This window comes from Aquitalea sp. USM4 (genome assembly GCF_004328945.1).
Taxonomy (GTDB): Bacteria; Pseudomonadota; Gammaproteobacteria; order Burkholderiales; family Chromobacteriaceae; genus Aquitalea; species Aquitalea pelogenes.
In genome coordinates, this window is sequence record NZ_CP029539.1 from 2,390,509 (window position 1) to 2,411,527 (window position 21,019).

Annotated in this window: 21 protein-coding genes; 11 read left to right on the forward strand and 10 right to left on the reverse strand. The window is 61.3% G+C overall.

Translation table 11 applies throughout. The features are described 5' to 3' along the window. Positions 1–45: 45 nt before the first annotated feature. Entirely contained in the window at positions 46–756 is a 711-nt protein-coding gene (locus DKK66_RS11110; protein WP_131358026.1) for an alanyl-tRNA editing protein, read from the reverse strand. 164 nt (positions 757–920) lie between these two features. Between DKK66_RS11110 and DKK66_RS11115 the strand changes: the two genes are divergently transcribed. Then, positions 921–1,601 (forward strand): pseudouridine synthase, encoded by a 681-nt coding sequence (locus DKK66_RS11115; protein ID WP_045848707.1) that lies wholly within the window; start codon positions 921–923, stop codon positions 1,599–1,601. Between the two features lie 70 nt (positions 1,602–1,671). Here the strand turns inward: DKK66_RS11115 and queF are convergent, their stop codons facing one another. After that, complete coding sequence (queF, locus tag DKK66_RS11120; protein ID WP_242673477.1) at positions 1,672–2,511, reverse strand: NADPH-dependent 7-cyano-7-deazaguanine reductase QueF; 840 nt, start codon at positions 2,509–2,511, stop codon at positions 1,672–1,674. 22 nt (positions 2,512–2,533) lie between these two features. Further along, entirely contained in the window at positions 2,534–4,069 is a 1,536-nt protein-coding gene (murJ, locus tag DKK66_RS11125) for a murein biosynthesis integral membrane protein MurJ (protein ID WP_131358029.1), read from the reverse strand. Between the two features lie 122 nt (positions 4,070–4,191). Between murJ and rpsT the strand changes: the two genes are divergently transcribed. After that, positions 4,192–4,455: a 30S ribosomal protein S20 gene (rpsT, locus tag DKK66_RS11130; protein WP_045847229.1), complete on the forward strand. Its 264-nt coding sequence runs from the start codon at positions 4,192–4,194 to the stop codon at positions 4,453–4,455. A gap of 103 nt (positions 4,456–4,558) precedes the next feature. On the opposite strand, the gene DKK66_RS11135 is transcribed toward rpsT, so the two are convergent. From DKK66_RS11135 to fabI, 3 genes are all read right to left on the reverse strand, one after another. Then, positions 4,559–5,719: an acetate/propionate family kinase gene (locus tag DKK66_RS11135; RefSeq protein WP_131358032.1), complete on the reverse strand. Its 1,161-nt coding sequence runs from the start codon at positions 5,717–5,719 to the stop codon at positions 4,559–4,561. Beyond that, complete coding sequence (locus tag DKK66_RS11140; RefSeq protein ID WP_045847230.1) at positions 5,716–6,645, reverse strand: phosphate acetyltransferase; 930 nt, start codon at positions 6,643–6,645, stop codon at positions 5,716–5,718. The genes DKK66_RS11135 and DKK66_RS11140 overlap by 4 nt, the downstream gene beginning before the upstream one ends. 63 nt (positions 6,646–6,708) lie before the next feature. Beyond that, positions 6,709–7,485, reverse strand: a complete 777-nt coding sequence (fabI, locus tag DKK66_RS11145; RefSeq protein ID WP_131358035.1) for an enoyl-ACP reductase FabI — start codon at positions 7,483–7,485, stop codon at positions 6,709–6,711. Between the two features lie 296 nt (positions 7,486–7,781). On the opposite strand from fabI, the gene DKK66_RS11150 reads away from it, so the two are divergent. From DKK66_RS11150 to DKK66_RS11175, 6 genes are all read left to right on the forward strand, one after another. Next, the gene (locus DKK66_RS11150; RefSeq protein WP_045847232.1) at positions 7,782–8,024 is read left to right on the forward strand and encodes an FmdB family zinc ribbon protein; all 243 of its coding nucleotides are present in this window, start codon (positions 7,782–7,784) and stop codon (positions 8,022–8,024) included. A gap of 6 nt (positions 8,025–8,030) precedes the next feature. Continuing rightward, positions 8,031–8,684 carry a DUF502 domain-containing protein gene (locus DKK66_RS11155; protein WP_062788281.1) on the forward strand — a complete coding sequence of 218 codons (654 nt, stop codon included), beginning with the start codon at positions 8,031–8,033 and terminating at the stop codon, positions 8,682–8,684. Positions 8,685–8,763: 79 nt separating this feature from the next. Continuing rightward, positions 8,764–10,566, forward strand: a complete 1,803-nt coding sequence (aspS, locus tag DKK66_RS11160; protein WP_131358037.1) for an aspartate--tRNA ligase — start codon at positions 8,764–8,766, stop codon at positions 10,564–10,566. Positions 10,567–10,863: 297 nt separating this feature from the next. Next, the gene (locus DKK66_RS11165) at positions 10,864–11,478 is read left to right on the forward strand and encodes a peroxiredoxin (protein ID WP_045847234.1); all 615 of its coding nucleotides are present in this window, start codon (positions 10,864–10,866) and stop codon (positions 11,476–11,478) included. Between the two features lie 120 nt (positions 11,479–11,598). Continuing rightward, complete coding sequence (locus tag DKK66_RS11170; protein WP_131358040.1) at positions 11,599–12,813, forward strand: diguanylate cyclase; 1,215 nt, start codon at positions 11,599–11,601, stop codon at positions 12,811–12,813. Then, the gene (locus DKK66_RS11175) at positions 12,810–14,066 is read left to right on the forward strand and encodes a diguanylate cyclase (RefSeq protein WP_131358043.1); all 1,257 of its coding nucleotides are present in this window, start codon (positions 12,810–12,812) and stop codon (positions 14,064–14,066) included. Before DKK66_RS11170 ends, DKK66_RS11175 begins: the two co-directional genes overlap by 4 nt. Before the next feature lie 4 nt (positions 14,067–14,070). Here the strand turns inward: DKK66_RS11175 and DKK66_RS11180 are convergent, their stop codons facing one another. Next, complete coding sequence (locus tag DKK66_RS11180) at positions 14,071–14,670, reverse strand: arylesterase (RefSeq protein WP_131358046.1); 600 nt, start codon at positions 14,668–14,670, stop codon at positions 14,071–14,073. Here DKK66_RS11180 and DKK66_RS11185 point away from each other — a divergent pair, their 5' ends adjacent. The 3 genes from DKK66_RS11185 to DKK66_RS11195 all read left to right on the forward strand — a co-directional run bounded on the left by DKK66_RS11185 (position 14,671) and on the right by DKK66_RS11195 (position 18,433). Continuing rightward, the gene (locus tag DKK66_RS11185; protein ID WP_045847236.1) at positions 14,671–15,363 is read left to right on the forward strand and encodes an ABC transporter ATP-binding protein; all 693 of its coding nucleotides are present in this window, start codon (positions 14,671–14,673) and stop codon (positions 15,361–15,363) included. Further along, positions 15,360–17,846, forward strand: a complete 2,487-nt coding sequence (locus DKK66_RS11190; protein WP_131358049.1) for an ABC transporter permease — start codon at positions 15,360–15,362, stop codon at positions 17,844–17,846. Before DKK66_RS11185 ends, DKK66_RS11190 begins: the two co-directional genes overlap by 4 nt. 62 nt (positions 17,847–17,908) lie before the next feature. Continuing rightward, complete coding sequence (locus tag DKK66_RS11195; RefSeq protein WP_131358052.1) at positions 17,909–18,433, forward strand: DUF2946 family protein; 525 nt, start codon at positions 17,909–17,911, stop codon at positions 18,431–18,433. 22 nt (positions 18,434–18,455) lie between these two features. On the opposite strand, the gene DKK66_RS11200 is transcribed toward DKK66_RS11195, so the two are convergent. The 3 genes from DKK66_RS11200 to DKK66_RS11210 form a co-directional block, all read right to left on the reverse strand. Beyond that, the gene (locus tag DKK66_RS11200) at positions 18,456–19,730 is read right to left on the reverse strand and encodes an MFS transporter (protein ID WP_131358056.1); all 1,275 of its coding nucleotides are present in this window, start codon (positions 19,728–19,730) and stop codon (positions 18,456–18,458) included. A 2-nt stretch (positions 19,731–19,732) separates the two neighbouring features. Beyond that, on the reverse strand, positions 19,733–20,461 hold the full coding sequence (locus DKK66_RS11205; protein ID WP_131358059.1) for a FadR/GntR family transcriptional regulator: 729 nt from the start codon (positions 20,459–20,461) through the stop codon (positions 19,733–19,735). Positions 20,462–20,715: 254 nt separating this feature from the next. Then, positions 20,716–20,985 carry a hypothetical protein gene (locus DKK66_RS11210; protein ID WP_045847241.1) on the reverse strand — a complete coding sequence of 90 codons (270 nt, stop codon included), beginning with the start codon at positions 20,983–20,985 and terminating at the stop codon, positions 20,716–20,718. Positions 20,986–21,019 lie beyond the last annotated feature (34 nt).

A 21,019-nucleotide genomic window follows, 5' to 3' on the forward strand; every position in this document is an offset into this window, starting at 1 on the left:
AAAGGGGACCTGCGGGTCCCCTTTGTGCTGGATGGCAAACAGGCCTCAGTCGGCCAGCGTCACCACCACCCGCTTGTTGCGCGCGCCCTTGCTTTCAATCTTTTTCACCAGCAGGCGGCCGATTTCTCCGGTGCGGCGCACATGGGTGCCGCCACAGGGTTGCAGGTCGACGCCGTCGATTTCGATCAGGCGGATTTCCGGCAGCTCCAGCGGCGGGGTGACCGACATGGTCTTGATCAGCTCCGGACGGGCTTTCAGGGCTTCGCCGCTGGTCATCTGGATGCTCACGGCCAGGTCCTGTGCCACCAGCGCATTCAGGCCGGCCTCGATCTCGTCCTTGTCCAGCTCCATGCCTTCCGGCAAATCAAAATCCAGTCGACCGCCTTCTGCGGTCAGATTGCCGCCGGTCACCCCGGCCTTGATCACCACCGACAGCAGATGCAGGCCGGTATGCACCCGCATGTGACGATGACGGCGCGCCCAGTCCAGCGTCAGGGTGACGGCGCTGCCTGCGGTCAGCCGCGGGGCATCGGCAGCGGTGATGTGCAGGATCTCGCGCGTTTCGCGGTTGCGGCGGGTATCGCTGATGGCTAGCGTGCTGCCATCGGCCAGGGTCAGCGTGGCGGTGTCACCGGGCTGGCCGCCGCCCAGCGGGTAACACAGGGTGTCTGCCAGTACCAGGCCGGCATCGTCATGACGGATGACCGTGGTTTCCAGGGTGGTTTGGTAAGGGTCGAGGTAAAAACGCTCCGGCATGACAGCTCCTTGCATGGGGAATGATCTGATCATGACAGGGTGATGGCGTTGTGCTGCCATTTCAAGTGGCAATTCCCCGGCAAATGCAGGGTGACAGCTTGTGAAGCTGGGCCGGGGGTAAGATAATCGCCGCTCTTTACTTATTCTGTTCCCCTGTTGCCGCCATGAGCCAAGCCCATAATCTGGAAAACTACACGCCTCCGCCGGATACCGGCCTGTCAGTCATTTACGTGGATGACTGCCTGCTGGTGGTGGACAAGCCCTCCGGCCTGCTGTCGGTGCCTGGCCGTGGCGAGGGCAAGGACGACTGCCTGATCAGCCGGGTGCAAAAAGTGTATCCGGATGCGCTGACCGTACACCGGCTGGACATGGCCACATCAGGCCTGGTGATCTTTGGCCGTGGTGCGGCCATGCAGCGGGCGCTGTCCATCGCCTTCATGGACCGCAAGGTCAAGAAGCGCTATATCGCGGTGGTGGATGGCATCGTCCAAAGCAATAGCGGCACCATCGACCTGCCGCTGATCATCGACTGGCCCAATCGCCCGCGCCAGAAGATCGACCATGTGGAAGGCAAAGAGGCCATCACCCATTACCGCGTGGTGTCGCGTGATACCACACGCCAGACCTCGCGCATGGAGCTGGACCCGCAAACCGGGCGTGCCCACCAGTTGCGCATGCACATGCTGCATCTGGAAAGCGGCCACCCGATTCTGGGTGATGATATCTACGCGCCGCCAGAAGCGCTGGCCAAGGCCGACCGCCTGCTGCTGCATGCATCGCGGCTGGTGTTGCGTCACCCGGTGACGCAGGAAGAAATGGAATTCGACGCCCCGACGCCGTTTTGAGTGTGGTGTGGCAAGCAAACAAGAAAGGATGCCTAGCGGCATCCTTTCTTGTTTGGCGCGGAGAAGTGCTTTATTGCCGTGCCGTCCGGATATTGTCCGCCGGTGCCTGTTCGGCATTGCTGCGCCAGGGGTTGATGTCCAGGCCGCCACGGCGGGTGTAGCGGGCGTATACCGTCAGCTGTTCCGGTGCGCAGGCGCGCAGAATGTCGGTGAAGATGCGCTCCACGCATTGCTCGTGGAATTCGTTGTGCTGACGGAAGCCGATCAGGTAGCGCAGCAGTGCTTCACGGTCCAGCTTGGGGCCGGTGTAGCGGATCTGCACGCTGCCCCAGTCCGGCTGGCCGGTCACCAGGCAGTTGGACTTCAGCAGATTGCTGCACAGGGTTTCGCTCACGATATTGCCGGTATCGGCACGCAGGATGTCCGGGCAGGGCGCGTAGTTGTCCACGGCGATGTCCTGCTCGTCGATGTAGTCGCCGTCCAGCTCGGCAATACGCTCTGCGGCAAAGTCCTGTGGCAGCTGCACGCTGACCGTGACGCTGCCGCCGGCCGCGTTGGACAGGTCCAGCGCCAGTTGGGCCTGCAATTCGGCCAGGCTGGCGATGCGGGTCTGGTTATAGCTGTTCAGGTAGAGCTTGAACGACTTGGATTCGATCAGGTTGGGGCTGTCCGCCGGAATGCGGAAGGTGGCAATGCCCACCTGCGGCTTGCCGCGCGCATTCAGCCAGGACAGTTCGAAACCGGTCCAGATATCCACGCCGGCAAAGGGCAGCGCCTGTTCGTCCACGCCGATTTCATCGCGTTTCATCTTGCGCGGAATGGGAAACAGCAGGCTGGCGTCGTATTGGTCCTGATAGCTGACCGTCTTGCCCAGCGGGGACTGTTCCGGTGACATGGCTTGGGGTTTCATGGCGACTCCTTGCAAAACGGTATCAATGTTCACGGCGCATGAACTGGCGCGGGCGGAAGCCCAGCGCAAACAGCATGGCGAAATAAGTGATGGCGCCAGCCACCACCAGCAGCGTCAGCCAGAGCACCCGTTGCCAGGCGTGACCATCCCAGTGGATGGGCAGCACGGCTTGCAGCAGCAGTAGTACGGCGGCCATGGCCAGGATGGCCAGTGCCATCTTGCCAAGGAAGCTGCTCCAGCCCGTTTGCGGCTGGTAGATCTTGCGCTTGAGTAGTGTGGAGAGCAGCAGACCGGCATTCAGGCAGGAGGCGAGGCCGATCGACAGTGCCAGTCCGGCATGTTTGAGCGGGAAGACAAAGGCCAGATTCATCAGTTGGGTGCAGCACAGGGTAATCAGCGCAATGCGCACCGGCGTCTTGATGTCCTGCCGCGCATAAAAGCCCGGCGCCAGTACCTTGACCAGAATCAGCCCCAGGAGGCCGAAGGAGTAGGCGATCACCGCCTGCTGTGACATCAGCGCGTCGTGGGCGGTAAAACGGCCATACATGAACAGGGTGGACAGCAAGGGGCCGGACAGCAGGCCCAGGCCCACGGTGGCCGGTACTGCCAGCAGCAAGGACAGGCGGATGCCCCAGTCCAGCAACACGCTGAATTCGCTATCGGACTTGCTGGCTGCGTGCTTGGACAGCGAGGGCAGCAGGATGGTCCCCAGTGCCACGCCCAGCACGCCGGAGGGAAATTCCATCAGCCGGTCGGCGTAATACATCCACGACACGCTGCCGGTGGGCAGGAAGGAGGCAAAGGTGGAGTTGATCAACAGCGAGATCTGCGCCACTGATACGCCGAAAATGGCGGGGCCCATCTGGCGGATCACCCGCCATACCGCGGCATCCTTGAAGTCGAAGATGGGCATGGTAAGCATGCCGATCTGCTTGAGAAAGGGCAGTTGCCAAACCAGCTGGATCAGCCCGCCAACAAACACTGCCCAGGCCATGGCCATGATGGGCGGGTGAAAACTGTGGGTGAAAAACAGCGCAAACACGATGAAGCTGAGGTTAAGGAAGGTGGGCGTGAAAGCCGGAATCGAGAACTTGCCCCAGCTATTGAGAATGCTGCCGGTCATCGAGGACAGCGAAATGAAAAAGATATAAGGAAAGGATATGCGCAGGATGTCGGCAAACAGCGCGGCCTTGGCCGGTTCGCGATAAAAGCCGGGGGCGGAAATCCACATGATGGCCGGGGCGGCCAGCATGCCGATGGCGGTGACCAGCAACAGCACCGAACCCAGCACGCCGGTTACCTTGGCCACGAATTCGCGGGTTTCCTCTTCGGTTTTCTGGTTCTTGTATTCGCCCAGAATGGGGACGAAGGCTTGCGAGAATGCGCCCTCGGCAAACAGGCGGCGCAACATGTTGGGAATCTTGAAGGCAGCATTGAAGGCATCTGCCGACATGCCGGCACCAAATACGCGGGCGATAAGCGTGTCGCGCACCAGGCCGAGAATGCGCGACACCATGGTCATGCTGCTGACTGCAGCCAGCGCCTTGAGCAGGTTCATTGATGATGGGTGGGAGGGTTGAGCAAGCCGGCTAGTTTACGCTGGCGGGTTTATTGTTGCAAAACCTGCTGTTAAGGCTTAGAATCGCGGGTTTCAGATTCCGCTCATCAGGAGAAAGATTCATGGCTAACAGCGCACAAGCTCGCAAGCGTGCACGCACAGCCCTTAAGCAGCGCGCGCACAACGCCAGCCTGCGTACTGCGTTCCGTACTGCAGTAAAGAAAGTGCTTAAGGCAATTGAAGGTGGTGACAAGGCTGCGGCCAAGGTTGTGTTCCACGCTTCCACCAAAGTAATCGACCGTATCGCTGACAAGGGCGTGTTCCACAAGAACAAGGCAGCTCGTCACAAGAGCCGTCTGTCCGCTCAGATCAAGGCCATGGCCTGATCCCAGCCCAGCGCTGCAAGAAATACATAAAAGCCCCGCATTGGCGGGGCTTTTTGTTTGTCTGCGTGGCATGCAGTGTTGTGCATTTGCCACGCCATATTGCCTACTGCTTTAGCAGGTCAAATGCCTGTCTGGCCATTTCACCTTCTTCATCGGTATCCAGCACATAAGCATGGTGCTGGCTGTCGGCAGTGGTCAGCTTGCGGGCATGTGCCAGATTGGCTGCATGGTCGATAGCAAAGCCCAGCCAGCCCAGCTGGCCCAGCACCCGGCCACGTACTTCTGCCGAATGTTCGCCAATGCCCGCGGTAAAGATGATGGCATCCAGCCCCTTCATGGCAGCGGCCAGCGAGGCAATTTCCCGCACGATGCGGTAGCAGTACAGCTCTACCGCTTCACGTGCTGCAGGCAGGGGGCTTGCCAGCAGCTCGCGCATGTCGGCCGACAGGCCGCCGGAGACGCCCAGCAGGCCGGAGTTCTTGTACAGCTCGCGCCGTACCTCGCGCACCCCCATGCCTTCATGTTCCATCCAGTACAGCACCACTTCCGGGTCCAGATAGCCGGGGCGTGTGCCCATCATCAGCCCGTCCACCGCAGAAAAGCCCATGCTGGATGCCACGCTTTGCCCATGCTCGATGGCGCAGGCACTGCTGCCACTGCCCAGATGGCACACCACCACCTTGCGTTCGGCCAGCTTCAGCTCCGGCAGGCGACGGCTGATGGAGGCATAGGACAGACCGTGAAAGCCGTAACGCCGCACGCCTTCTTCATGCCAGTGCCGGGCAATGCCAAAGCGGGTGGCGACTTCCGGCTGGCTGGCATGGAAGGCGGTATCAAAGCAGGCCAGTTGCAGCAGCCCGGCATCCACGGTGCGGAAAGCTTCGATCACTTGCAGGCTGACTGGCTGGTGTAGCGGGGCCAGCGGCACATAGTCATCCAGTGCCTGGCAGACAGACTCGTCCAGCCGGGTGATCTGATGGAAGCGACTGCCGCCGTGTACCACGCGGTGCACCACGGCGGTGACGGCAATGCCGTGATCGGCCAGGGTGTTGATCATGGCGGCCACGGCAGCTTCGCGGCTGTCATCACCCAGCTCGCGCTCTTCCAGTTGCTGATGCAGGGTGTCGTGCAGGCTGAGGCTGGTGTGCGGCTGGCCGAAATGGTCGATCAGGCCGCGCATCAGCAGCGCACCGCCTTCCATGGCATAGGCGCGGAACTTGAGCGTGGAGGAGCCGGCATTGACGGCAATCAGGGCCTTGATCACTGGCTGGCTCCGCGGCGGCGGTGCGCCAGGACATTGGCGACGGCGGCGGAGGCCAGGCGGCCAGTGGCGTCTTCGGCGCGGCTGGTCAGCACAATGGGCACGCGTGCACCCATCACGATGCCGGCGGAGGCAGCCGCCGCCAGATAAGTGAGCTGCTTGGCCAGCATGTTGCCGGATTCCAGCTCAGGCACCAGCAGGATGTCCGGGTCGCCTGCCACCGGGGACACAATGCCCTTGGTGTCGGCGGCTTCATGGGAGATGGCATTGTCAAAAGCCAGTGGGCCATCCAGCACGGCACCGGTAATCTGGCCGCGATCCGCCATCTTGCACAGCGCCGCGGCATCCAGCGTGGCGCGCATGGCCGGGTTGATGGTTTCCACTGCCGCCAGAATGGCCACCTTGGGGCGGGCAATGCCCAGCGCGTGGGTGAGGTCGATGGCGTTCTGACAGATGTCGCGCTTGGTCATCAGGTCCGGTTCGATGCTGATGGCAGCGTCGGTGATGAACAGATAACGCGGATAGCTTTCCACTTTCATGATGAACACGTGGCTGATGCGGCGATCAGTGCGGATGCCGGTGTCGCGCGCCAGTACTTCAGTCATGAATTCGTCGGTATGCAGGCTGCCCTTCATCAGGATGTCGGCATAGCCGTCACGCACCAGTTTGACCGCCTGTTCGGCCGATGCATGGCTGTGCGGGGTGTCGATCAGCTCGAAGCGGCTGATGTCCACATCCAGCTCTTCGGCCAGCTTCAGCAGTTTGCTGCGCGGGCCGATCAGGATGGGGGTGGCAATGCCGTGATCGGCAGCCTCTACCGCACCCAGCAGGGCTTCACGGCTGCAGGGATGAGCCACCGCCATGGGAAGCGGGCCTTGTGCGGTGGCCTGTTGCAGGATGTCGTCAAATGCTTTGTCATCGCGGGTCATTCAGGGTCTCCGGAGCGCAGGCAGGAGGAGGCCAGCGGCATCAGGCTGCTGGCCGTGGTGTCATCAGGCCATGATGTGGTGGCCGCCATCGACATAGATGGTCTGGCCGGTCAGGCTGCGGGCGGCGTTGGAAATGAGGAAGGCGCAGGTCATGCCCACGTCTTCGATATCCACCAGCTTGTTCTGCGGTGCACGGGCAATGGCGTCGTCGATCAACTGGTCGAAATGGGCAATGCCGGAGGCAGCACGGGTCTTGAGCGGGCCGGGCGAGACCGCATGCACGCGAATGCCCTTGTGGCCCAGTTCGCTGGCCATGTAGCGCGACACGCTCTCCAGTGCCGCCTTCACCGGGCCCATCATGTTGTAGTTTTCCACCACTTTGTCCGCGCCGTAGTAGCTCATGGTAATCAGCGAGCCACCATCCTTCATCAGCGGTTCGGCATGACGGGCCATTTCCACAAAGGAGTAGCACGATACATGCATGGCTTGCTGGAAGCCCTCACGCGAGCAGTCCACCACGCGGCCGTGCAGGTCTTCCATCGGGCAAAAGGCAATGGAGTGGATGACAAAATCCAGCTTGCCCCACAGTTGTTCGATATTGGCGAACACCTCTTGCATCTGGCCCGGCTGTTCCACGTCCAGCGGCAGTACCAGCGGGGCTTCCAGTTTTTCCGCCAGCGGGCGGACATATTTTTCCGCCTTGGCGTTCAGGTAGGTGACGGCCACTTCGGCACCCAGCTCGCGCAGCACGCTGGCGCAGCCATAGGCGATGCTGTTTTCGTTGGCAATACCGACAATCAGGCCTTTTTTGCCACTGATGATGTTGCGAATGCTGTCCATGGAATCCTCTTGGGTTTAGCGGGTCGATGACGGGTTTGATGCATCCTGGCAGCGCGATATTGCGAGTGCGTGAAAAACAGCATTTTTGTATTGCGGCGTCAGTCGGATATAATCGTCCGTTTGCGGGCTGGCGACTTGCATTTGCCTGTCCTGACCGCATTTTGCATCATAGGTCACATGACCCGCGTTATTGTGCACCGTAGCAAAATCTATGTTGCACCGTAGCAAAAATTCATGTTGCACTGTAGCAAGAATACGCCATTTATGCCATTTAGATAGTGGTTGGAGCAAGGAATATGCCGATCTACGAATACCGCTGCACCGCCTGTGGCGCAGCAAAGGAACATTTGCAGAAGATGAGCGACGATCCGATCGCCCAGTGCCCGGCTTGTGGCAGTGCCGACTATCACAAGCAGCTGTCTGCTGCCGGTTTCCAGCTGAAGGGTTCCGGCTGGTATGAAACCGACTTCAAGAACGGCAGCTCCGGCGGTGGTGGTCACAGCTGTGGCAACGGCTCTTGCGGCGGCGGGTGCGCTTAAACCCCCATGACACACATCAAAATGACCGTACGGGGCTACCTGGTTGCCGGCCTGCTGATCTGGCTGCCGCTGGGTATCACCCTGTGGGTGCTGAGCCTGATCATTGGCTCCCTGGACCAGACGCTGAACCTGCTGCCGCATGAATGGCAGCCCGAACAGCTGTTCGGTTTCAGCATTCCGGGCCTGGGCGTGGTGTTTGCCTTCCTGATGCTGCTGGGCACCGGCATGCTGGCCGCCAACGTGCTGGGGCAAAGGCTGGTGGATTTCTGGCATGGCCTGATGTCGCGCACGCCCTTCGTCAAGTCCATCTACAGCAGCGTCAAGCAGGTGAGCGACACGCTGCTGTCGGATTCCGGCCAGGCCTTCAAAAAGGCCCTGCTGGTGCGCTGGCCACACCAGGACAGCTGGACGGTAGCCTTCCAGACCGGTTCGCCGGCACCGCAGGTGGTGGCGCAAATGGGCGAGGAAGAACACGTCAGTGTGTATGTGCCGACCACACCGAACCCGACTTCCGGCTATTTCATCATGGTGCCCAAGCGCGATACACGCGAATTGGCCATGAGTGTGGATGATGCCCTCAAGTACGTGATTTCCATGGGTGTGGTGGTTCCCGCCCCGGCGCCAGATGCCCAGGGTGGCAACAAGAACCAGCAAGCTTAAGCGTTCTGCCGGCATGCTCCGGCAGACGCTCGTTTCATTCAGAATGACCAATACAGAATTCAATACTAAGGGTTACCCGATGCGTACCGACTACTGCGGACTTATTGACAAGAAATACCTCGGCCAGACCGTCACCGTGAAAGGTTGGGCGCATCGTCGCCGTGACCACGGTGGTGTGATCTTCATCGACCTGCGCGACCGCGAAGGCCTGGTACAGGTGGTGATTGACCCGGATACCCCGGAAGCCTTCAAGCTGGCCGACAGCAGCCGTAACGAGTACGTGCTGGCCATCACCGGCATCGTGCGCGAGCGCCCGGCCGGTACTGCCAACAGCAAGATGATTTCCGGCGAAATCGAAATCCTGGCCAAGGAAATCGAAATCCTCAACAGCGCCGCCACCCCGCCGTTCCAGATCGACGACGAGAACATTTCGGAAAACGTGCGTCTCTTGAACCGCGTGATCGACCTGCGTCGCGCCCCGATGCAAAAGAACCTGCGCCTGCGCTACCGCGTGGCCATGGGCGTGCGTAATCATCTGGACAAGCAGGGCTTCATCGATATCGAAACCCCGATGCTGACCCGCTCCACACCGGAAGGTGCGCGTGACTACCTGGTGCCGTCCCGTGTGCATCCGGGCGAGTTCTTTGCCCTGCCGCAATCGCCGCAGCTGTTCAAGCAGCTGCTGATGGTGGCCGGCTTCGACCGCTACTACCAGATCACCAAGTGTTTCCGCGACGAAGACCTGCGTGCTGACCGTCAGCCCGAATTCACCCAGATCGATATCGAAACCTCGTTCCTGAACGAGGACGAGATCATGGACATCACCGAAAACATGGCGCAGGAAATCTTCCGCGACGTGATGAATGTCGAGCTGGGCAAGTTCCCGCGCATGACTTACAACGACGCCATGTTCTACTACGGCTCGGACAAGCCGGACCTGCGCGTGTCGCTCAAATTCACCGAGCTGACCGACCTGATGAAGACCGAGGAATTCAAGGTATTCCGCGGTGCCGCTGATCTGCCGAACGGCCGCGTGGTGGCCCTGCGTGTACCGGGTGGTGCTGCCCTGTCGCGCAAGGAAATCGACGAATACACCCAGTTTGTCGGCATCTATGGTGCCAAGGGTCTGGCTTACATCAAGGTCAACGACAAGAGCAAGATCACCAACGACGAAACCAGCGGCCTGCAATCCCCGATCGTCAAGTTCCTGTCGGTGGCTGCGCTGGAAGAAATCATCGCCCGTACCGGTGCTGACAACGGCGACATCATCTTCTTTGGTGCCGACAAGGCCAAGGTGGTGAACGAAGCCATTGGCGCGCTGCGTATCAAGATTGGCCACGAGCATGGCGAGAAGGGTGCTTACTTCGTACGCGAATGGCGTCCGCTGTGGGTGGTGGACTTCCCGATGTTCGAACACGACGAAGAAGCCGACCGCTGGACTGCCTGCCACCATCCGTTCACCAGCCCGAAACCGGGTCACGAAGACCTGATGGACACCGATCCGGGTGCTTGCCTGGCACGTGCCTACGACATGGTGCTGAACGGTTGGGAAATCGGTGGTGGTTCGGTGCGTATCCACCGTGCCGACGTGCAGGAAAAAGTATTCGCTGCGCTGAAGATCACCCCGGAAGAGCAGCAGAACAAGTTCGGCTTCCTGCTGGACAACCTGAAGTTCGGTGCACCGCCGCATGGTGGCCTGGCCTTTGGTCTGGACCGTCTGGTGACCCTGATGGCCGGTGCCGAGTCCATCCGCGACGTGATTGCCTTCCCCAAGACCCAGCGCGCCCAGTGCCTGCTGACCAACGCACCGAATGCGGTGGACGACAAGCAGCTGCGCGAACTGAACCTGCGTCTGCGTCAGAAAGCCGAACCGGCAGCCTGAGCCTGATGGCAATGGCAGCACACAAGAACGGACACCCAGGTGTCCGTTTTTTTTCATGCTGCAAGCAGTCAGGCAGAAGCTGTCCGGAAAGCGAGGCTTGAAACCGGTAATGGCTGACCTCATCTGTCATGGGTAGTCATTTTCGGCGGCATTCATTGTGAAACTTTATCGACACGATATGGATTTACAATTTGCCCGTCCTCTGCCGCCTGATTTATAAAGCCCCCGCATTCCGCAGCGTTTGCGTATTGCCCGATACCGCAGACGCTGTCATATCAACAACGCAAGGAGATCCGCATGGCCGTACTCGTTGGTAAGCAAGCACCGTTCTTCGCTGGTGAAAAAACCTTCTCCGCCGTTCTGGGCGATGGTCAGATCGTTGACAACTACTCCTTCCAGGAAGCCACTGCCGGCAAATACGCCGTGGTGTTTTTCTACCCGCTGGACTTCACCTTCGTCTGCCCGTCCGAGCTGATCGCTTTCGATCACCGTCTGGCTGAATTCAAGGCCCGCAATGTGGAAGTGATCGGCGTGTCCATCGACAGCCAGTTCACCCACGCTGCATGGCGCAACACCCCGGTGGAAAAGGGTGGCATCGGCGAAGTTGGCTACACCTTGGTGGCCGACATTCAGCACGACCTGTGCAAGGCCTTTGATGTGGAAGCCGACGGTGGCGTGGCCTTCCGTGGTTCCTTCCTGATCGACAAGGCTGGCGTGGTACAGCATCAGGTTGTCAACAACCTGCCGCTGGGCCGCAATGTGGATGAAATGATCCGCATGGTAGACGCACTGCAATTCACTGAAGAACACGGCGAAGTGTGCCCGGCTGGCTGGAACAAGGGCAAGAAAGGCATGAAGCCGAGCGCCGAAGGCGTTGCTTCCTACCTGGCTGAAAACGCCGCCCAGCTGTAAGCAGCCTTGCTGAACCGGCATGTCCGGTCTGCCCTGTTGTCTGAACCCCGCCATTGCGCGGGGTTTTTCATGTGATCTGCTATATCTTATTAACAGATCGCACAGACAGCGGAGGCCAATTTGAGCACGTCTCCATCCGGAGAGGATGCAGCAGTCCAGTTGCACATCATCAAGCGCTTTCGCGCTGCGCTGCCTTATTCCATGGTGGGCGGAGCTTTGCTGGCACTTGCCCTGTCCTGGCATGCGCCCCTGCGTAATATCCTGCTTTGGTGGGGCGTGCTGATCAGCTGGCAGTGTCTCTATCTCCAATGCATCAAGCATTACTTGAACGCTGCCACTGGCGATGGGCTGACACTTCGTCAGTTTCACGGTTTTGTCCTGATGACCACCCTGGCCGGCATCTGGTGGGGCAGTGCCGTCTGGTGGCTGGTGCCGGATGGGGATCCGCTCTACCTGATCGTGGTCATGCTGTGGCTGGCAGCAGTTGCCGCGTCATATGCCGCTTATCTGACAGGTATCCGTTACCTGCCCTTGCTGGTGCTTGGCCTGATGTTGCTGACCGTGCTTCCGCGCTTGTGGATGGCTGATTCTCCGGTGCTGCACCTGGCTGGTTTGTCCGTGCTGTTGTTTACCGTCGTGCTGATTACCATGACCTGGCCCTTGCATCGTTATTTGCGCGAGAACTATGCGGTACGCGAAGAGAACAACCGTTTGCTGCAAGACATGACGGCCCAGCAGGAAACGCTGGACCAGTACAACCAGCAGCTGGAACAGCGTGGTCGCGAGCTGGATATTGCGCTGGCGCGCGTGGAAACCCTGGTGGCGCATGACCCGCTGACCGGGGTGTTGAGCCGGCGCGCCATCATGATTCAGGCAGAGCACCGCCTGGTGGAGGCGGCAGCGGGCAAAGCCTTCTGTTTGGCCATGCTGGACCTGGATCATTTCAAATCCATCAATGACGGTTACGGGCATCTGGTGGGGGATGAAGTCCTGCGCCAGGTTTGTCGCCTGGTTGGCGCGCAAATGCGCTGCAACGACAGCCTGGGCCGCTATGGCGGCGAGGAATTCATGCTGCTGCTGGAAGGAATGAACCTCGAGGCGGCCATGTTGCGGCTGGAGATCATCCGGGAGGACATCGCCCGGCATGATTGGTCCGGCTTGCTGGGTTCGCGCGGGGTGACGGTGTCGATGGGACTGATGCACTGGCAGCCCGGAATGGATTTGCCACAACTGATCAAGCGGGCGGATGACTTGCTGTATGCCGCCAAGCGGGCCGGGCGTAATCAGGTACTGACCGAGGCACTGGCCCGGCAACTGGTCAGGGGGCTGGCATGAAGCGGTTGGCGTATCTGCAACAGGAAAGCCCGCACTGGCGTGAAGAGGCCGACCTCACCCGTTATTTTGTCGATGCGGCCTACCAGTCCATCGGCCCCGCGGTGTGCAGCACGCCCGTGCTGGCCTGGATTGCCTACGAACACGCCTCACTGTGGCGCATGCTGTGCTGGATGGCGCTGTTCTGGCTGGTGGAATGGCGGCTGATTCTGGTGGTACGCAGCTTCCGCCAGCACGATACCCATCCGCTGGTGGTATATCAGTATTACCCTGCGGTGCGGGATTGCCTGCTGGCCAGCAGCCTGCTTTGGGGTAGCTGTATCTGGTTCATGGCACCCATCCAGCCGGACCGGCCTTATGAAATGCTGCTGCTGCTGTGGGTGTCCGGCATTTTTGCCTTGCTGTGCATCATGATGTCCGCCTGTCGCGATATCCATGTGCTGTTTTTTGCCGCTTTCTGGGCTTTCCCGGTGTTTTCCTTGCTCAATGACGGACAGCGGCTGGAGATGGTCGCCCTGCTGGGGGTGGTGTTGTACCTGTTGTCGCAATGGCGTTTTGTGCGCGGCTTCCGCCAGACCCTGTTCGAGACGGTACAACTCAAACATGCCAATCAAAGCATGATGGAGCAGCTGGTGGAAATGCATGTGCAGGCCAGCATGAAACGCGAAAGCCTGGAGCAGAATCGCCTGGCATTGCAAACCGCACTGGCCGAGGGCGAGCGTTTGCTGGAGTGTGATGCGCTGACCGGCTGTTTCAATCAGCGGGCATTGCGTCGTCAACTGGACCTGTATGCCGCCCAGAGTGCGGAAAACGGACAGGGCTGGTCGTTGTCCATTCTGGACCTGGATCACTTCAAGCAGGTGAATGACACTTTTGGTCATCAGGCTGGCGATGCCGTGCTGGAGCAGCTGGTACACAAGGTGAGCGAATTGCTGCCAGACGGAATGCAGCTGTACCGTTACGGGGGAGAGGAGTTTGTCGTGCTGGCACCGCAGCAGCCGGCGGCGGTGCTGGCCACCGCGCTGGATGCCATTCGCCAGCAACTGTCGACCTCGCGCTGGGAGGCGCTGCCGGCCTCCTGGCAGCAAACCGTTTCAGCCGGCGTGGTGGCCTGTCAGCCCGGCGATCCGGTGAACCACAGCCTGCAACAGGCCGACATGGCGCTCTATGCCGCCAAGCATCGCGGCCGCAATCGCATCTGCATGGCCAGCGAGTTGGCCACCCCTGTGCTGCAGGGGTTCTCCCACTCTTCCTGAAGTTTTATTTCAAGGGCAGCTTGGCCTTGACGGTGCGCATCATGGTAGCTTGTACGCTGGCCACCGGGTGCAGCCCGTCCGGCTGGAACTTGCTGATGTCGGTGGCAAAGCCGGCTACCAGCAGCGGAACGTAGGCCAGCTGATTGCGCTTGGCAACACGGTCGTACACCGCGCGGAACTCTGCGGTGTATTGCGGGCCATAGTTGCTTGGCAAGGCCATGCCCACCAGCACCACCCGGGCCGCCGCCTTGCGCGACAGCTCTACCATCTGCTGCAGGTTGTTTTCCATGCGGTTCAGCGGCAAGCCACGCAGGCCATCGTTGGCACCCAGTTCCAGCACCACGATGTCGGGTTTGTGACGGCGCAAGGCATCAGGCAGCCGCGTAAGGCCCCCGTCGCTGGTTTCGCCCGAGATGCTGGCATTGATAATCCGGTGCTTTGGCTCCAGATCCTGTTGTAACAGGCTGACCCAGCCTTGCCCCGGTGTCAGGCCGTAACCGGCCGACAGGCTGTCGCCCATTACCAGAATGGTGGCGGCGCTGACCGGCAAGGCCAGCAGGCTGATGCACAGCGTGCACCACAGCTTCAATTTTGCAGAAAGCATATGACTCCAATACATGACAAGGCGGTATTGTCGGCGCGGGATCTGGCCAAACAAGTTGTTTTCAACGGCGCGCCGCTGGACATCCTGCACGCGGCCAGCCTGAGCGTACAAGCGGGGGAGAGCGTGGCCATTGTCGGCGCTTCCGGTTCTGGCAAATCCACCTTGCTGTCCTTGCTGGCCGGACTGGACCAGCCCAGTCAGGGCGATGTCTCCCTGTTTGGCCAGTCACTGTCCGGCCTGAGCGAGGATGGCCGCGCTTTGCTGCGCAGGGACAAGGTGGGGTTCGTGTTCCAGAATTTCCAGCTGATGCCGCAACTGACCGCACTGGAAAACGTGATGCTGCCGCTGGAGCTGGCCGGGCACAAGGATGCGCGTGACACCGCCAGCCAGATGCTGGGCCATGTCGGCCTGGCACACCGGCTGCGCCATTACCCCAGGCACCTGTCCGGTGGCGAGCAGCAGCGTGTGGCGCTGGCACGCGCGTTTGCCATCCATCCGGGCATCCTGTTTGCCGACGAACCGACCGGGAATCTGGATGCCGCCACTGGCCGCCAGATCATCGACCTGTTGTTCCAGCTCAATAGCGAACAGCATACCTCGCTGGTGCTGGTGACTCACGACAATGAGCTGGCCAGCCGTTGCGATGCCATCTACCGTCTGGTGGATGGCCGTCTGAATGGAGCGCGTGCATGAGCTGGTGGAGCCGCCTGTTGCTGGCCGCCCGCTTTGTGCGGCGGGAAATCGTCTCTGGCGAGCTGAGCATTCTGGCCCTCGCGCTGTTGGTGGCGGTGACTGCGCTGACCAGTGTCAGCTTCTTTTCCGACCGGGTAGCCCGGGCGCTCACCACCCAGGCCACCCAGCTGCTGGCGGCTGACCTGGTGCTCAGTGGCAATCAGCCGGCACCGGCTGCCATCCGTCAGGAAGCACAACGTCGCGGCCTGCAAGTGGCCGATAACATCAGCTTTCCCTCCATGGTGTTTGCCCAGGGCCAGGCTACGCTGGCCACTTACAAGGCAGTCAGCAACAGCTATCCCTTGCGCGGTGAAGTGACCGTGCGCCGGGTGGACGGCCAGTTGCAGACGGGCAGGCTGCACCCGGCGGCTGGCATGGTATGGGCTGATGCGCGCCTGCTGCGCAAGCTGGGGGTGAAGCTGGGTGAGCGCATCAATGTCGGCAATATCGCGCTGCAACTGGATGGTGAAATCCTGCGCGAGCCGGATGGCGCCATGGATTTGTACAATTTTGTACCACGGCTGATGTTCAACAGTGCCGACCTGGCCGCCACCGGGCTGATTCAGGAAGGTAGCCGGGCGCGCTGGCGGCTGATGCTGGCCGGGGATGACCGTCAGATCAGCGACCTGCGGCAATGGCTGGCGGCGCGCTTGCCAGCTGGCAGTCGCCTGGAAAACGTGGAAGAAGCACGCCCGGAAATCCGCACCGCACTGGAGCGGGCCCGACGCTTTCTTGGCCTCACCGCCATGCTGACCGTAGCCCTGTCCGCCGCCGCCGTGGCGCTGGCGGTGCGGCGCTATCTGGCACGGCACTGGCAGCCAGTGGCGGTATTACGCTGCATGGGGTTGACCTCATCCGAGGTGCTGGGCCTGTTTGTCTGCCTGTTCCTGTTACTGGGCCTGCTCAGTGGTGTGCTGGGCACACTGGCCGGTTTTGCCGTGCAGCTGGGCCTGATGCAACTGAGCAGCCGTTTTGTTGGTGAAGTACTGCCCAACCCTGGCTGGCAAAGCTGGTTGCTGGGGCCTGCGGCATCGCTGCTGTTACTGACTGGCCTCGCGCTGCCGCCGCTGCTGGCGATTCGTCAGGTATCGCCGCTGGCGGTGCTGCGTAATGACGTCCCGCTGCTGCGCAGCAGTCTGGTGGCCCCTTTGCTGGCCGTGCTGGTGTTGCTGCTGCTGGCGGCATGGCAGATGGACGATGTGGTACTGGCTGCCTGGCTGCTGGGTGGCATGCTGGCTTTTTTTGCCGGTGTCGGCCTGCTGGCCTGGGGCATGTTGTCCTTGCTGCGACGCCTGCCCGCAGGGCGGCAGGTGGGCTGGCGTTACGGGGTGGCGAACCTGGCGCGCCGTCCCTGGCTGGCCATTGTGCAGATCGTGGCATTGGCGGTGGGCATCATGGCCTTGCTCACCCTTACCGTGGTGCGTGACGACCTGATTGCCGCCTGGCAAAAAAGTGTGCCTGCCGATGCGCCCAACAAGTTTGTCATCAATATCCAGCAAGGCCAGCGTGCCGCCCTGCAACAGCAGTTTGTGACGGCTGGCCTGCCGGCACCTGCCTTGTCGCCGATGATTCGTGGCCGCCTGCTGGCCATCAATGACAAGCCGGTACGGCCTTCGGCACTGCAGGACGAGCAGGCAAGGCGGCTGGCCGAGCGTGAATTCAATCTTTCCTGGCGGGATGAGCTGCCGGAAGGCAACCGCATCCTGTCCGGTCAGTGGTGGCAAGCAAAAGCCAGGCCGCAGTTTTCCGTGGAGCAGGGTCTGGCCAGAACACTGGGCATCAGGCTGGGCGACACGCTGGCATTTGATATCGGCGGCACGACATACCGCGCCAGGGTCACCAGCCTGCGCAGCGTGGCCTGGGACAGTTTCCGGGTGAATTTCTTCGTGCTGGCCCCGCCATCCCTGTTGCAACAGCAGCCAGCCAGCTGGATCAGCAGCTTCCGCCTGGATGCTGCCCAGGAAGACTTTGCCAACCGGCTGGTTGCGGCCTTCCCCAATATCAGCATCATCGATGTCAGCGCTATTCTGGATGAGGTGCGGGCCATGGTGGACAAGCTGACCCGTGCCATCGAAGCCATGTTTGTGCTGGCGCTGGCGGCCGGTGTGCTGGTGTTGTGGGCGGCACTGGCTGCCACCCGTGACGAGCGCCTGTTCGATATTGCCCTGATGCGCGCACTGGGCGCGTCGGACCGTCAGGTCCGTGCGGTGATTCTGGCCGAACTGGCCTGGCTGGGGGCATTCACTGGCCTGCTGGCCGCACTGGGGGCGATGGGTGTGGGTGGAATTGCCGCCAGCAAGTTGTTCAACCTGCCGTGGAGCATCAATGCAGGCTTGCTGCCTTTGGGCATGGGCTGTGGCATGCTGGTGGTCATGCTGGCAGGGTGGCCCCTGGTGGGGCGGGTGACACGTACTTCACCACTGGCGGTATTGCGTTCCGTATGAGCGGCGTCAGGCGACGCCGTGCCATGACAAAGCAGGCAGGAAAGCCTGCAAGGAGTTTGGAGATGGATTCCCAGGTATTGGCTGCCATGGCCAAGTGGCCCAATGTCCCGGCGGTATTCGGCTGGTTGCGGCTGGATGCCCGCGGCCAGTGGTGGATACGGGAGGAAAGGCTGAGCCACGATGGCATGGTGGCTTTTTTTAACCGCAATTACAGCCGTGATGCCCAGGGCCGCTATTACGTGCAGAACGGGCCGCAAAAAGTATTTGTCAGCCTGGATGCCGCACCACTGGTGGCACGTCTGCAGGATGGCCGCTGGCAAACCCTGCCGTGTGACGATGATGTGCAGGCCCGCGAGGCTTTCATGACCGAGGACGGACAGCTGTTCATCGAAATCGCCGGAGAGCTGGCCGTGGTGGATGATCGCGACCTGCCGGACATCGCCGCTGAAGGGCTGGCTGGTTGGGATGGTGACACTACCCGCCTGCCGGCCAGCCTGCAACTGGCGGAACACCCCTTGCCCCTGAGCCGGCACAGTCTGGCTGAGCTGTGGCAGCGTTATGGGGTGGTGGCCCGGCCGCACGCCTGACAGGCAAGCGCTGCGTCCGGATTCAATCCAGACGCCGGGCTTGTGCCTTCACCGTTTTCTTTCTGCCTGCCAGCACGCCGGAACAGAGCGCTGTCACGGCAATGCCGCCAAACAACCAGCCCACCGGTGCCCAGTTGCCTGCCATGTCGTGAATGATGCCGGCGGCCAGCGGGCCGCATGCGGCCACGGTATAGCCCACGCCCTGGGCCATGCCGGACAGATGGGCGGCCACATGCGCATCCGGCGCACGCAATACCAGCAGGCTCAGGGCCATGCTGAAGGCACCGCCCTGACCGATGCCCAGCAATACCGCCCACGCCCAAAGCTGACCAACCGGCGCATACAGCATGCCCAGCAGCCCGGCCAGGGTGAAACTCATCACGCAGGCAATCGGCAGGCGCTGGTCGGCCCCGCGCTGTGCCAGCAAGGGAACGCCCAGCGAGGAAAGTACCTGCGTCATGATGGACAGCGACATCAGCAGTCCGGCTTGCAAGGGCGAGAGGCCCCGTTCGATCAGCATGGACGGCATCCAGCCAAACACGATGTAAGACAGCGAAGACTGCAAGCCCATATAGGCGGTGACTTGCCAGGCCAGTGGATCGCGCCACAAGCCACGGACCTGCCAGTGGCCGGCATGCTGTGCTTGCCGGCCTGACAGCTGTGGCCACCAGGCAATCAAAGCCAGCAAGGCCGGTGTGGCCCAGAACGCCAGTGCCGCTTGCCAGCTGTGGCCAAACAGCTGATCCAGCGGCACGGTGGCACCGGCTGCCAGCGCGGCACCCAGACACAAGGCCATGGTGTACACCCCGGTCATCAGCCCGGCCCGGTCGGCAAAATCCCGTTTGACAATGCCCGGCAGCAGCACACCGCAAATACCGATGGCTGCGCCGGAAAACAAGGCACCCAGTAGCAGGCCGACATAGCCCAGCTGGCTGCGCAGCAGGATGCCGATACTCAGCAGCAACAGCGCGCCGGCAATGCTGCGTTCACTGCCAAAGCGGCGCGCCAGCTGCGGTGCCAGCGGGCCGAACAGGCCCAGACACAGCACGGGCAGGGTGGTGAGCAGGCTGGCCATGGTGGCTGTCAGGCCAAGGTCGTGCTTTACCTGGTCCAGCACCGGAGCCAGGCTGGAAAGTGCGGGGCGCAGATTGATGCCGATCAGCACCATGCCCAGCACCAGCATGGCGCGTGTGCGGGCGGGAGGGGCTTGTTGCTGCACGCCCTCGTCGTCGATTTCGGCATCAATCAGTAGTTCTTCTGCCAACAGCTTGCTGTTGCTGGGTAATGGAGGGGGCATGCTCAATCTCGTGCAGTTATCGGTGGGGTGGGGCTGGCCGGGCTGACGGGCAACAGGCTGTCCAGTATCTGTAGCAGGGGGCGGGTGACTGCGGCGGCAGCTGCGCCGGCGGCCTTGCCATCACCATTGGCAATGGCATCGACAATGGCCTGATGCGAGGCCAGGTCGGGGTCGGGCAGGGCTTCGTCATGCATGGTGCGCAGAATGCTGTCCTGCACCGTCAGGGTGAAATAGCGGTACAGCTCGGCCAGTGCCGCATTGCTACTGGCCTCGGCAATGGCCAGGTGAAAGTCCAGGTCACGGTGGATGAAGTCGGCGGCGTCCGGATACTGCTGTTGCTCGCCGCGTACCGTCAGCAGGTGGGCGATGCGTGCCACATCCTGTGGGCTGGCCCGTTGTGCGGCCAGGCGGGCGGTATGTTCTTCCAGCAGGGCGCGGACTTCCAGCTGCTCGCGCAGGCTGGCCCGGCTGATGGCACGCATGGCCTCGGCCGGGCTGGTGGTGGCCCGGACATAGGTGCCGTCTCCCTGCCGCACCTCCAGCAAGCCGGCATACAGCAATACCCGCACGGCCTCGCGTACCGTGTTGCGGCTGATGCCCAGCAAGGCTGCCAGTTCCGGTTCGGTGGGGATGCGGCTGTCGACCGGCCATTGACCGGCGGCAAGGCGCTGGCCGATATCTTCGACGGCAAGGTCTACCAGCGAGCGTCTGGCTTGGTGCAGTGGCGGCATGGTTTGTCTCTATCCATCCAATCATCCGATGTATTTTGACGTGGGCAGACGGATGAGGCAAGTTTTTAGCTGGAGCTGGAGCTGGAGCTGGAGCTGGAGCTGGAGCTGGAGCTGGAGCTGGAGTGAAGAGTGAAGAGTGAAGAGTGAAGAGTGAAGAGTGGAGAGTGGAGAGTGGAGAGTGGAGAGTGGAGAGTGGGGAGTGGGGAGTGGGGAGTGGGGAGTGGATGGCGGGCCGGTCCGGCCCGCCGGCATGCTTACTTGGCTGCGGAAGCAGCGTCTTTCACGCACTTCTTCACAAAGCTGTTCTTGGCGGCGCCAGCCAGTTTCTTGTCGGCGGCCTTGCCTTCACACATGGCTTGCGGTGCAGCAGCCTTGCTGTCCTTCTCACATTTCTTCAGGAAGCTGGCCTTGGCGGCACCAGCCAGTTTCTTCTCGGCTGCCTTGGCGTCACAGCTGGCATCGGCTGCCAGAGCAACATTGGCGGTGGCCAGGGTCAACAGTGCCATCATCACGAATTTGCGCATTGCAGTTTCCTTTTGGTTGAGTGGGAAGCATCCC